A 13580-nucleotide genomic window follows, 5' to 3' on the forward strand; every position below is an offset into this window, starting at 1 on the left:
GGCATGTTATCTCTGAACAACTGAAGTCCCAGCAACTCAAGGTAGCGAAATGGATCGTCGACAGTTCACTGCGTCACTGTTGGCTTCGGGAATGATTTCGAGCCTAGGTATCCAGCGGGTCGCTGGCCAACTGGACAACGTTGAACTTGCCAAAGTCGCGCGTGGTACCAAAGGAGTTGTGGCCACGGTTCATCCGCTGGCCACCGGCGCGGCGCTGGCTGAGTTCAAACGCGGTGGCAATGCGATTGATGCTGCAGTCGCTGCGTCGTTGATGTTATCGGTTGTCGACATTCATAATTCAGGCTTAGGTGGCGGCGGATTGGCACTGATTCGCACCTCCCAAGGCGAAGTATTCGCGCTGGATGGGCGCGAGCGCGCTCCGCTGCTCTCGTCACCCGCCACGTTTATGCGCAATGGCCAACCCGAGCCTGCGCTCAGTCAAACTGGGCCGTTGGCGGCGGGCACTCCTGGACTGGTAGCTTTGCTCGAACAATTGTCGCAGCGTTTCGGTCGACAGGGTTGGCAAGCGGCGCTGGTTGGGGCTGCCGAGATCGCCGCGCGGGGCTTTCCGATCGACCTGCCACTGGCACGCGCGTTTGCATCTAATGCCAATACGCTCAAGAAGTTTCCAGATTCTGCTCGCGCGTTCCTGAATCCGCAAGGTGAAACTCTCAAGCAGGGCGAGCGGTTGGTCCAAGCAGACCTGGCCAAGACGTTCGAGGCGTTAGCAGAGAAGGGTAGCCAGTGGTTTTATCGCGGACCGTTTGCCGAGATGACCGACAAATTCATGCGGGCCAGTGGCGGAGTGCTGCGCGCCAACGACTTGGCTGAATATTACGTCGCCGAACGGCCATCGATCGAGAGTCGCTATCGAGGCCAACGCATCTTCGGCTTTCCGCCACCCAGTTCAGGTGGCATCCATATCGCGCAGATGTTAGGCATGTTAACTGGGTTTGATGTGAAGTCGATCTTCGAGCACTCGCCCGCTCAGGGGCTGCATTTGTTGGCTGAAGTGATGAAGCGCGCCATGGCCGATCGCGCCTATTGGCTGGGCGATGCCGACTTTGCCAAAGTGCCGCGAACGTTGCTGGACGCCGACTACCTGGCCGAGCGAGCCAAAGCGATCGATCTGAAACGTGTGACCGAAGTAGCTGGTCACGGCACGCCGCCCAACTCGACCGAAGATCTATTCGCGCCCGGCAAACATACGACGCACTTGACGACTGCCGATGACCAAGGCAACGTAGTCGCCTTGACGCAAACGATTAACACTTCGTTTGGATCCAAGCTGGTTGTGCCTGGAACAGGTGTACTGCTGAACAACGAAATGGACGATTTCAGTCTGGCTCCTGGCGTGCGCAATGCATTCGGATTGGTTGGTGCTGAAGCCAACGCGGTAGCGCCCGGCAAACGCCCGTTATCGAGCATGAGTCCCACGATCGTCTTGGATGATCAAGGGCAACTGCGCATGAGTTGTGGTGCTGCGGGCGGTCCGAAGATCATAACCGCCGTCTTGCAAACGCTGGTGCGCGTGCTCGACTTGGGGCAAACCATCGAGAGCGCCATTGGCTCGCCGCGCATCCATCATCAATGGTCGCCGAATACCCTGGCTTACGAGGCTGCGTTACCCGCGGAGTTGGTTGAGCAGTTACGGTCTTACGGTCATCAACTTGACCGCGGTTCAACGCTGGCCGTCGCTCAAGGTCTCGAGCGTATCGAACAGACCTTCACCGCCGCCTCCGACCCCCGCGTCCCCAGCCTCGCCGCAGCGCTGTAACGCAGGTCCCTATTCTTAAACGCAGAGTCGACGATTCTTCCTCAGCGTATTCTCTGCGTTCTCAGCGAACTCTGCGTTCTCAGCGAACTCTGCGTTTAAACATGGAATCGCTAGTAGCTTTAGCCACTGGGCTAAGTGGTTTGTAGGTTCTTATTTTTAAACGCTGAGACGCTGAGGATCGCAGAGAATACCTACTTGCAGTTTGACAAAGTCAGCAAGGCATACGCAGTGACCAGGTTGGGGTCGCCTTCCATCCAGCGAACCTCGGAGTTGACCCAACTGCCGTTCGGTTGCTGCATCGAAGCAAGTTTGCTAACGATCTCACTGCGCCATGTGTGCGATTGCCCTTGCCCATCTTGGAACGAATCAGTTCCCAACGCCTTCAGCGCTTTAGACATGGTTTGCAGGTAATAGTAGTGGCCACTACCGCCCATGCCGGGATTATTGTCGACAGTGTAGTTCTTTTCCAAGAAACTCAGCGCGGCTTTGACGCGCGGATCGTCTTTGGAAACACCCGCGTAGATCATGCTCTTCAGTCCTGCGTAAGTCATCGAACCATAACTGCGCAGTCCGCCGTTTTCGTCGGTGCCGGCCATGCTCTCACCGCCGTTGGCGGTCGTATAAAAGAAACCGCCATCGTTGACCTTGGCCGCTTTGGGCGTCGTATTTTGAGGAGACTCTAAGTTCTGACAGCGGGTGACAAAAAGCAGTGCGCGTTGAATCGCTTCGTCGTCCCCATCGCGGCCCAGTTCATGCAGAGCTTCGACCAGAAAGCCTGTGTTGGAAAGATCGGGCCTGGCTTTGGATCCGTAACCGGCTCCACCGTAAAACGGGTCGTCCGGTTTCTTGCCTTCACCTTCGTCCCATTGTTGCTGTTTCAAGAAAGCTTCGATCTTCTTGATCGGTTCGGTGTATTTGCCATCTTTGTTAGCTTTGGCCAGCGCCATCACGGCCAGGCAGGAATCATAATTCTGATGGCGCGAGCCAGTCGCATAGATGCCGCCGTCAGCTTGTACGTTCTTCATCAAATACGCCAAGGACTTGGCCACCAACGGATCTTGGGGCGAGACATCGACCGATAGTAGCGCAGCGGCGACCAGCGCTGTTGGTCCCACCCCGGTCTGTGACGAAAACGAACCATCGTCAGCCTGGGCTGTGCGCAAGAATTCCACTCCAGCGCTAATCAGCTTGGCCGCATTCGCCGGAGCTTGGCCGGCAGAGACTGCGGCTTTGTCTTGAGCAAAGCTGACCGCAGGCAGTCCACACGCACCCACGATGGTCGCAGACATCAAGCTGCCACAAGCCAACATCCTGCGAGCGGGCATCCAACGATACGAACTAGACATCGATCTTTCCTCAGTCTTCATTTCATAGATGCAGAGCGGTCACTGCGAAGCGACTGCCAACTCTGTTACTGTAACGGGAGTTTGGCCAAGGCAACAACCATGCCAGTTACCTCTGGCAACATATTTCCAACACCGGTCAACCACAACAACGGCAACAGTGGCACAAAATTCATCACCGGCGACGACCAAGTGGCACATAAATAGGCATTTGGATGATGCGCTGGAGCGAATAGAATTTGGTATATGAACCACACTGCAACGTCAACTTCAACCTCGCTCCATCATCAACGCCTGGCCATCTGGATGCTGGGAGTGGGGGTCATTGCTGGCTTGGGTTCGCTACCCTTGATTCAAGTAGATCATCTGTGGTCGCAGGACTTTCGTAGTTACCAAGTCCCAGGTGATTTGCGGAAGGCTATCGAGCTGAGCGAAGCATTCGCCCATGGCTCGGGAGTGACTGCCATCTTGTTAGCCATGGCATTGGCGGCCTGGCCTCCGTCACCCCAGTTGTGGCGAGCGATTGCGATGACGGCCAGTAGTGGCATCGTCGCCAATATACTGAAAGCCGCTTTCACTCGGGCTCGACCCTACACTTATGATGAAAGTGGAGCGGCGGCGGCGACTGATGTTACGGGGTGGGAGTTCTTGGGAAGCGGTAGCTTTTGGGATGCTAGCCAGCGCAGCTTCCCATCAGGGCACACGGCAACTGCGTGGGGGCTGGCGATTGGGCTGAGTTTGCTTTATCCCCGCGCGGCGATCGTGTTTTGTTTTCTGGCGTCCCTGGCAACCTTTCAGCGTATTTACAGTGGGGCTCATTTCCCCAGTGACGCATTGGCTGGTTTTGGCGTAGCCTGCATTTGCTGTGGGCTGGTGCTGGTCGCGCAGCGCGGTCGGGCCGCGGGCTACTAAGTCGACTGGGGTTGTGCTATCTTTTGGGAACCTCGCATCCCGCGCTTGCGCGCGAACGAGTTTGCTACTTCCCAAGCCTTGCGGCTAACGGTTTTAGAGCGACAACATGGATACTGATACGATTTCGGCAGAGCGATTGGCTAGCAGTGTGATTGCAGTGCCACCGCTGGCGCGACGAGCGGATTTGACGATCGATCCAGAGCAGAATCGTCGCTTAATCCAGTATCTGGAAACCAACGGCGTGTCGACGCTGCTGTATGGCGGTAACGCAATTCTCTACCATGTTCGACTGAGCGAATACGCCTCGCTGCTACAAACGCTGGTCGAGAGCGCAGCGGCAGGTACGCTGATGGTCCCGTCGGTAGGCCCAGCCTTTGGCACCATGATGGACCAGGCAGAGGTGTTGGCCGATTTTAATTTTCCCTCCGTCATGATTTTGCCTCAGCGCGAAATCGCAGACGCCACTGGCATCGCGCGCGGTGTTCGACTGTTCGCCGAAAAGTATGGCAAGCCAATCGTGCTGTATCTGAAGCACGACCGCTGGCTCGACGCAGCCGTCGTCGGACAGCTGTACCGCGATGGCTTGATCAGCTGGGTCAAATACGCCGTAGTACGCGACAATCCAGCTAAAGACGATTATCTTCGTGAAGTGCTGCAAGAAGTTCCTGGCGAATTGGTGGTCAGCGGTATTGGCGAACAACCTGCTATTACGCATATGCAAGATTTTGGGATCGGCAGCTTCACCAGCGGCTGCGTTTGTGTAGCCCCATCGCGATCCATGGATCTGCTGGCCGCGGTCAAGGCGGGCAACTACGACGAAGCCGAAGCGATTCGTCAACGCTTTGAACCGCTGGAGAACTTGCGCAATTCCATTCAACCGATCCGAGTGTTGCATCGGGCAGTTGAGCTAGCCGGCATTGCCGACACCGGACCGTTGCTACCGATGCTGGGTGAACTGACCAGCCAACAAGAATCAACTGTTGCCAGCGCTGCTCAAGAATTGTACGAGTGGAATCAACAGGCAAGCGTCCCGCGCGGTGATGCGACTAATGAGACGTAGCCGATCTCGCCAGAGATTGGACGAACGACGTAGCCGATCTCGCCAGAGATTGGACGAACTGCCGGTGACGCATCCAAAGTCTGGCGACTTCGGCTACAAGTAAGTCCAAAGTCTGGCGACTTCGGCTACAGGTAAGAGGCATTACAATTTCCACTTATAAACAATTTCGCCTGAGCAAGACATGGAAGAATCCAAGTTTGATGTAATCGTTATCGGGACCGGTCCTGGTGGCGAAGGGGCTGCCATGCAGGCAGCCAAGAGCGACAAACGCGTGGCGGTAATCGAGCGTTATTCGCGCATCGGGGGTGGTTGCACTCACTGGGGCACGATTCCCAGCAAGTCGCTGCGGTTCTCGATCTACTCGATCATGGAAGCTCTGAATAATCCGATTCTGAAAGACATTGGATTTCGCATCAATCCTACCTTGGATCAACTGCGAGCCAGTAGTCGCTCGATCATTTCCAAACAAGAATCGATGCGACAGACGTTCTACGATCGCAACAACGTCCCCGTCATTCATGGTCATGCCCGCTTTATCGACGCCCATACGATCGAAGTCAGCAAGGATCGACGGCTGACCGCCGATGCTTTTGTTATCGCCTCGGGTTCGCGACCCTTTCGTCCCCCCAACGTCGACTTTACGCACCCGCATATCTTCGATAGCGATACCATTCTGGACTTGCGGATCAAACCTCAATCGATCTGCATCTACGGTGCAGGGGTGATTGGTTGCGAATACGCATCGATGTTTCGCAACTTGGGTATCAAAGTCAACCTGGTCAACACGCGCGAAAAACTGCTCGAGTTTCTCGACGACGAGATCATCGATGCGTTGTCGTACCACATGCGCGATCAGGGCATCCTGATTCGGCACAACGAGACCTTCGAGCGCATCGAAGGCTTGGATGATGGAGTCGTACTGTATCTGGAGAGCGGCAAACAGCTTAAGACAGATGTGATTCTGTGGGCCAACGGACGCTCGGGGAACACTGAGGACTTGGGGTTGGAAAACATCGGCGTAACCCCGTCGCCGCGCGGACACCTGCGCGTTAACGAGAATTTCCAGACGCAAGTTGAACACATCTACGCAGTTGGAGACGTAATTGGTTTTCCATCGCTGGCCAGTGCGGCGTACATGCAAGGTCGAGCCGCGGCGCAGCATTTAATGGGTTGCACGGGTAGCGCGTGCCTGAAACTGGACGACTGCCCAGCTGGAATCTATACCAGCCCCGAGATCAGCAGTATCGGCAAGACCGAGCGTGAACTGACCGCCGCCAAGATCCCGTACGAAGTTGGTCATTCGCAGTTTAAGAGCTTGGCGCGAGCTCAAATCACCGGCCGCGCCATCGGCATGTTGAAGCTGTTATTCCATCGCGAAACCTTGGAGATATTAGGCGTACATTGTTTCGGCCCCAACGCGTCGGAGATCGTGCACATCGGACAGGCGATCATGAAGCAACCCGCGCCGTACAATACGCTCGAGTACTTCATCAACACGACGTTCAACTATCCCACCATGGCCGAAGCCTACCGCGTCGCCGCCCTGAACGGTTTCAATCGTCTGTTTTAGGGGCTGGTGGCGCCAACGGCTCCACCGAGCTTGGAGGGCGCTTCGCTTCATTGGCTGGCTAGAATCGCTTCCGGCGGCACTCGGATGGGACGATGGAGTAGGAGTAGGAGTAGGAGTAGGAGTAGGAGTAGGAGTACGAAAAAACGCAAGCATCTGCTGGGTGGGTTCGCATCGGCCCAGCGAACCGGTGACGCTCAATACCGTAACCATATGGCACATGGAACTTCGTACTCGTACTCGTACTCCTACTCCTACTCCTACTCCTACTCCTACTCCTACTCCTACTCCTACTCCTACTCCTACTCCTACTCCTACTCCTACTCCTACTCCTACTCGATCACCCAATTCGGTGCCGCCTGCTGGCTCCACTAGCCAGCCCGGATTAAGCATTGCAATACCTCAGAATTGCCTCTTTTGCCCACGATTAAAGCGAAGCGCCCTCCTTGTCCCGGTGGACCGACGACTGACTAGCTAGCTCGAGACCAAGACTAGCTAGACAGTCATGCTCCCACCGACTCGAGGTCGGTGGTGACCCACTCCAAAATTCCAAAATTTTTTGCCATTTCGCTCAAGTTCAAATCTCGCTAGACTTCCGACCCGGACCGCGCTGGGGTAGGAAATGCTGGCGCGGGGTCTCGATCTGTTCCAAATTCATCAGCTAAGGATGGCTGCATGTATCGCTGGCTGTTGTGTTGGCGTTATCTGCGTACGCGGTATATCGCGCTGGCTTCGGTTGTCAGTGTCACGCTGGGCGTGGCTACGCTGATCATCGTTAATAGTGTGATGGATGGCTTTACGCTCACAATGCAAGACAAAATGCACGGCATCTTGTCGGATGTGATCGTCGAGAGCCACTCGTCAAGCGGTTTACCGAATCCACAAATTTTTACCGACCGCATTCGGCGCATTCTGGGTGACGAACTGGAGGGCATCACGACTGTGGTGCATGTGCCGGCAATCGTCGCCATGCAATGCAATGGCGAGACGGTCACGCGACAGATCAATCTCATTGGAATCGATACTCAAACGTATGCTACGGTCAGCGACTTCAGCAAGTTCCTGACGCATCCCGAGAATCGTAAGCTGCTCAACTTCAATCTTCAGGAAAGCGGGTACGCACCCGAACGAGTCGGCTTCCCCGAGTCGGGCTGGAAACATCGACGACGAGTCGCTGAGACTCGCAGACTGATCCAAGCAGAGATCGAAGAACAAGAGGCGATGAATGAAAAACTTCGCGCTCAATTGAATTCGCTCAGCCCTGGCCCTACCACTGGCCCGGTGACCGAATTACCTGCCCAAGCCCCGTCGCTGGCCAATCAGTTAGCTGCGATAGAACCGACGGAAGAAGGACAAGCCACCGATAGCTCGGCGGTGCCAAGCATCAGTGCGATTCCATCGACGCCTGCGGACATGGACAAGGCTCACGTCTTCGATATGGGCTCCGAGCAGCACGCGGGTATTGTCTTAGGGATTGGCGTCGGCACTTCGCGTTATCGCAACTCGGACGGTCTGGTAACGGACTTCTATTATGTGCGACCTGGCGATGATGTGACGGTGACCTTTCCGACCGCGGGCTCGCCGCCGCGAGCAGTCAACGAGAAGTTTACGGTAGTCGACTTTTATGAAAGTAAGATGAGCGACTACGACATGACGTTTGCCTTTATGCCGCTGGACAAGTTGCAAGAATGGCGCGGCATGGTCGACCCGACCAGCAAGATCGGCGCGGTCAGTTCGATTCAATTGCGCCTGACCAAAGGTGCCAACCTGGACCTGGCTCGCGATCGACTGCGGGCAGCCTTTCCGATGGACATGATGGTTCAAGTCAGCACGTGGCGGGACCTACAGGGTCCACTGCTGGCCGCTGTTCAGATGGAGACAACCATTTTGAACATCTTGTTGTTCTTGATCATCGCAGTGGCGGGCTTCGGCATTCTGGCAACATTCTTCATGATCGTGGTTGAGAAGACCAAAGACATTGGCATCCTCAAATCACTCGGTGCACCCGGACCAGGCATCGCCTCCATCTTCCTGGGATATGGTGTGCTGCTAGGGGCCGTGGGAGCGGGAGCCGGAGGTGTGCTGGGGTTGTTGTTCGTGGCTTACATCAATCAGGTCGCTGACATTCTGGAATGGGTCACGGGCCGCGAAGTCTTTGATCCGACCATTTACTACTTCGACAGCATTCCCACCGCTGTATATCCGTGGATGGTCGTGTGGGTCATTATCGGTGCGGTTCTGATCGCAGTCGCTGCCAGCGTGTTGCCGGCTTTGCGTGCGGCTCGGATGCGCCCTGTGGAGGCACTGCGTTATGAGTAACATCGTCGAAGGCTCGACTGTTCGCATCACTCCTCGGCGTCGCGATAACGGGGCAGCCCCTGTCGACGTCACTGAGAATCCCATCATCGCTGGCCGCATTCCACTGCCTGCGGAATCGGATTACGTGTTGGAAGCGCGTAACGTGACGAAGGTTTACCGCAAAGGACGCCATGAGGTGCGCGTGCTAACCGGCTGTGACTTTCAAGCCGAACGCGGCAAGGTAACGGCCATCCTGGGTCAAAGCGGCTCGGGCAAAAGCACCCTGCTGCATTTGCTCGGAACGCTAGATAATCCCGACGAAGGAGAGATCTACTTTGACGGTCGACGCATCGATAACTTGTCGCGCCGTCATCGCGATGCCTTCCGCAATCAGCAACTGGGAATGATCTTTCAGTTCTATCACTTGCTGCCCGAGATCACTACGTTGCAAAACGTTTTGATGCCGATCTTGATTGGCCAAGGATTATTCAGCTACATGCGGCAGCGGGCCGCCAATCGAACCAAAGCTGTGCAACTGCTCGACCGCGTCGGTCTATCGCATCGGCTCGGTCATAAACCGCGTGAACTCTCCGGCGGCGAGATGCAGCGTGCTGCGATCGCTCGCGCTTTGATCGGAGATCCGTCACTGCTGCTAGCCGATGAACCAACCGGCAACCTGGATTACGAAACCGGTCGGCATATCTTGCAGTTGCTGATGGAACTCAATCGCGAACAAGGTCTGACGATCGTCATGGTCACCCACGATGAATCGATCGCCGCTGACTGCGACCGCGTCATTCGCCTGCGCGAGGGCAGGATCGAGAATTGATGATTGATGATTGATGATTGATGATTGATGATTGATGATTGATGATTGATGATTGATGATTGATGATTGATGATTGATGATTGATGATTGATGATTGATGATTGATGATTGATGATTGGAGATTGAAGTCTGAAGTCTGAAGCCTGGGCTAAGACGGTGGTTTTTGGGTGTAGACGGTAGCGGGGTCGACTAGGCGCTGCTGGTTGATGGTCACCTGGCCCTGGGCGTCTAATTGGCGGAAGAAGCAGCTGGCGTAACCTTCGTGGCAAGCTGCACCGATTTGTTCGACGCGCATCAGGATCGCATCGGCGTCACAGTCGATGCGCATTTCGATCACTTTTTGCCGGTGACCGCTCTCTTCGCCTTTGCGCCACAATCGGCCTCGACTGCGACTGTAGTAGACCGCGTAACCGCTACTCATCGTCTCCTGGTAGGCCTCTGCGTTCATCCAAGCCAGCATCAGGACCTGGCCAGTCTTGACATCCTGTGCAATTGCCGGCAGGAGGCCAGCTTCGAAGTTAGGTTGCATAGAGCGATTCTGCGCGGTGGTGACGAAAAACTTAATAATAGACCTCGACTGGCAAATTTGAAATCCTCCCTACAGAACGAACTTGGCGATGCGCGTTGAATTCACACGCTAGCAAATGCCGAAACGTTAGCTTGCAGGGAGTGGCTATCGAGGGGGCTCAGGGTGCAGGAAGCGAAGCTGGATGCCGATCACGGGCAACCGGCCAGGCTGGGCCAATACAACGCTGTTTCGCTTTTATCAGTTGCACCAGAAGGCCAATTCGTCATGATGAGCTCTGAGTCGGTTAGTGTCCTGCTATCGGTAGAGAACGCTCAGAGCTGGCTGGCCGGTGATTTGAACGCGATGGTCGAATGCCTGGCGGATCTTAGTTCAGCCTTCGAAATTATCGTGATCGATAATGCGTCGCGCGACTTCACGATCGAAGTCATCGAAGACATGAGCGCCCGCTATCCGCAAATTCGCTATCGTCGCTTCGCAGAAAAACGCGCACTCGAATCCAATATGGCCACCGCCATGGCAATGGCCACAGGCGACTACGTCTTCACAGCCGAAGCCGGCGGACGCATCTATGCTGGCGATTTACGGCGATTGTGGGCGCTGCGTTCGGACCCGCGCCTGGTCGTTGCCCGCTCACAAACGACCGCCCGGCGCATCGATGCCGGCCTTATCAACCGCTTGACACAATGGGCACAGAAACTCTCCACGCAGACCGAGCCTCAAGAATCGACCGTAGAGTACTTCGGTGGCTTGCAAATGATGCGCAAAGAAGCGATGGCCAAGTTGCAGCCATCCAAATCGGGCAAACACCATGCGAATATCGAGATCTCGCATGTGTCTCACCAGCAACTGGCTTCGCCCAAGTTGGTCGAAGCCCGTCGCCTGAGTGAATCTGTCAAGTAGCGGAAACTGGCAGCGGAAGCCGGTAGCGGAAGCCGTCAAGGCTTTCGTATTGCGGAAATAATCGTCAACCCGAAATGCTTGACGCATTCCGCTACGGCATTGCAACACGAAATGCTTGACGCATTCCGCTACAACGTTTCAACTCGAAATGCTTGACGCATTCCGCTGCTTGAATCCGTTACCAGCGGCCGGCTCGGTTGCGAGCACCGTGGGCGGCGAGTACCGATTGAGCTTCGGCAACGCGTGTGCCGGCTTCGACGGTAACGATGGTGCGACCTTGGCTGAACTCGGAGTCATAGTACTTAACGTCGTCATCGCTGACGCCCATGCCCAACAAGGCACCAGCCAAACCACCAGCTGCGGCTCCGGTGGCGGCACTAGCAGCGATGGCAGCCAATGTGCCGCCGGCGATGACTGGACCAATGGCAGGCAGGACACCTGCCATAATTCCGAGACCCCAGAGAGCACCGGCGCCCAAGCCTACAGCGGCGCCAGTGGCGGCGCCTCCGCCAGCGTTATCGTCCATATCGGTCTGGGTCTTGGCCATCGTGCCGCTCATCTCGCCAGATGAACGCGAGGCCACGCCAATTTGAGATTCAGTAAAACCCAAGCTACGCAGTTCATTAACTGCGGCCTGGGCGGATGTAGCAGATTCAAATGTTCCGACAACTGTACCGCGTGTTGCGACGCTCATCGTGATTGCTCCTCACTTGCTAGTCATTGAGAGTTGACTTGAAAATGCGGAGTCTGTTAAACCGCTCCGCGTCAGGTAAAGTCAATCAACAGCAAATGAGGGGCCTCAGACCAAGAATCAACGTTCGAATTTCGACATTCAAAGTAGAAACCCAGAGTTTCAAACCAATATCTCTTTCACTACTCGCGATGGCTCGACGCCCGTCAAGCGGAAATCCAATCCTTGATGACGATAGGTTAAACGCTCATGATCGATGCCCAAACAATGCAAGATGGTGGCTTGCAGGTCATGAATATGAACGCGATTCTCAACAACGTTAAAGCCAAATTCATCCGTGCTGCCATGCACCATTCCGCCACGTATGCCCCCGCCAGCCATCCAAATTGAAAACGCTCGACCATGATGATCGCGTCCGTAGTTATCCGCTCGAGCTTCGCCTTGGGCATAGGGTGTCCGTCCAAATTCGCCACCCCAGATGACGAGCGTTTCATCGAGCATACCGCGCGCCTTCAAGTCGCTGACCAGAGCCGCACTAGCTTGATCGACATCGCGGGCAATCTTGGGCATGCGGCCAGTTAAATCGCCATGATGATCCCAATCGCGATGATACAACTGGACGAATCGCACGCCGCGTTCGGCCAGCCGGCGAGCCAGCAAACAATTGCGGGCGAAGGTTCCAGGTTTGACAGCGTCTTCGCCGTATAGGGCCAACGTGCCGGCCGATTCATCGGTCAAGTCCATCGTCTCAGGCACGCTGGCTTGCATGCGGTAGGCCATCTCGTATTGAGCAATGCGCGCATCGATCTCTGGATCGCCTTTGTCGGCCTGGTGCAGTCGATTGATGGCTGCAATGCTGTCGAGCATCGATCGTCGCTGCGACCGACTGATCTCTTGAGGGTCATCCAAATACAATACCGGTTCGCCACTGCCGCGCAGCTTTACGCCTTGATGGCGACTGGGCAAAAAGCCACTACCCCACAAGCGTGCCAGCAACCCTTGTCCCGCGTTGCCATCACTGGCTACGGAAACCAACACGATGAAGGCAGGCAAGTTTTCGTTCAGCGATCCCAAACCGTACTCGACCCATGATCCCAAGCTTGGCCGCCCCGGCTGTTGGTTGCCGGTCTGAAAGAAAGTGATCGCCGGGTCGTGATTGATCGCTTCGGTATTCATCGAGCGAATGACGCAGATGTCATCTGCAATGCGTTGTGTATACGGCAACAGCTCGCTGATCTCAGTCCCACAGTTGCCCGAAGGACGAAACGCATACTTGCTGGCCTGTAAAGCCAGGCGGGCCTGGCCCGAAACCATGCCGGTGATGCGTTGACCTTGCCGCACCGAGTCCGGCAGATCTTCATTGAAACGAGCCTTCAGCAGCGGCTTGGGATCCAGCAGTTCCAAGTGCGATGGCCCGCCTGATTGAAACAAGCAGATCACGCGTTTGGCCTTGGGCGCAAAATTTGGAAAGGCAGCGTCCGCCGCAATCACGCGGTCGCTGGTGAGCAACTGGGCTAGCGCCGCTGTGCCCACACCCAATCCGGTGCGCGTTATGAAGTCGCGACGACTGCTGCTGTGTTCGTATCGTTGGCAATGCATGATGGTGCCCAATTCATTGCGTGTTCAAAAATAGCTGCGGCTAATGCCGGCTCAATTCAATAACCGCGGCTAACG

11 protein-coding genes are annotated in these 13580 nt (G+C 55.7%); 7 read left to right on the top strand and 4 right to left on the bottom strand.

From position 1 onward, the window contains the following. Positions 1–49 precede the first annotated feature (49 nt). The gene (gene ggt / locus SH573x_RS19220; protein WP_479349334.1) at positions 50–1777 is read left to right on the top strand and encodes a gamma-glutamyltransferase; all 1728 of its coding nucleotides are present in this window, start codon (positions 50–52) and stop codon (positions 1775–1777) included. A gap of 191 nt (positions 1778–1968) precedes the next feature. Here ggt and SH573x_RS19225 read toward each other — a convergent pair whose 3' ends face one another. Continuing rightward, a complete protein-coding gene (locus SH573x_RS19225; RefSeq protein WP_479349335.1) occupies positions 1969–3123 on the bottom strand; it encodes a prenyltransferase/squalene oxidase repeat-containing protein in 1155 nt (384 codons plus the stop codon). Between the two features lie 243 nt (positions 3124–3366). Here SH573x_RS19225 and SH573x_RS19230 point away from each other — a divergent pair, with 243 nt between their 5' ends. The 5 genes from SH573x_RS19230 to SH573x_RS19250 all read left to right on the top strand — a co-directional run bounded on the left by SH573x_RS19230 (position 3367) and on the right by SH573x_RS19250 (position 9786). After that, positions 3367–4032: a phosphatase PAP2 family protein gene (locus SH573x_RS19230; protein ID WP_479349336.1), complete on the top strand. Its 666-nt coding sequence runs from the start codon at positions 3367–3369 to the stop codon at positions 4030–4032. A gap of 106 nt (positions 4033–4138) precedes the next feature. Beyond that, on the top strand, positions 4139–5092 hold the full coding sequence (locus SH573x_RS19235; RefSeq protein WP_479349337.1) for a dihydrodipicolinate synthase family protein: 954 nt from the start codon (positions 4139–4141) through the stop codon (positions 5090–5092). A gap of 181 nt (positions 5093–5273) precedes the next feature. Further along, on the top strand, positions 5274–6662 hold the full coding sequence (gene sthA / locus SH573x_RS19240; protein ID WP_479349338.1) for a Si-specific NAD(P)(+) transhydrogenase: 1389 nt from the start codon (positions 5274–5276) through the stop codon (positions 6660–6662). A gap of 672 nt (positions 6663–7334) precedes the next feature. Further along, complete coding sequence (locus tag SH573x_RS19245) at positions 7335–8978, top strand: ABC transporter permease (RefSeq protein WP_479349340.1); 1644 nt, start codon at positions 7335–7337, stop codon at positions 8976–8978. Continuing rightward, on the top strand, positions 8971–9786 hold the full coding sequence (locus SH573x_RS19250; RefSeq protein ID WP_479349341.1) for an ABC transporter ATP-binding protein: 816 nt from the start codon (positions 8971–8973) through the stop codon (positions 9784–9786). Before SH573x_RS19245 ends, SH573x_RS19250 begins: the two co-directional genes overlap by 8 nt. A 148-nt stretch (positions 9787–9934) precedes the next feature. Here SH573x_RS19250 and hisI read toward each other — a convergent pair whose 3' ends face one another. Beyond that, entirely contained in the window at positions 9935–10315 is a 381-nt protein-coding gene (hisI, locus tag SH573x_RS19255) for a phosphoribosyl-AMP cyclohydrolase (protein ID WP_479349342.1), read from the bottom strand. Between the two features lie 162 nt (positions 10316–10477). Between hisI and SH573x_RS19260 the strand changes: the two genes are divergently transcribed. Continuing rightward, positions 10478–11215, top strand: coding sequence for a glycosyltransferase family 2 protein (locus SH573x_RS19260; RefSeq protein ID WP_479349343.1), 738 nt, complete (start codon positions 10478–10480; stop codon positions 11213–11215). 178 nt (positions 11216–11393) lie between these two features. On the opposite strand, the gene SH573x_RS19265 is transcribed toward SH573x_RS19260, so the two are convergent. Continuing rightward, a complete protein-coding gene (locus SH573x_RS19265) occupies positions 11394–11909 on the bottom strand; it encodes a hypothetical protein (protein ID WP_479349344.1) in 516 nt (171 codons plus the stop codon). A 159-nt stretch (positions 11910–12068) separates the two neighbouring features. Then, the gene (locus SH573x_RS19270) at positions 12069–13505 is read right to left on the bottom strand and encodes a DUF1501 domain-containing protein (RefSeq protein WP_479349345.1); all 1437 of its coding nucleotides are present in this window, start codon (positions 13503–13505) and stop codon (positions 12069–12071) included. Between the last annotated feature and the right edge of the window lie 75 nt (positions 13506–13580).

Source organism: Rania fehmarnensis, assembly GCF_056494185.1.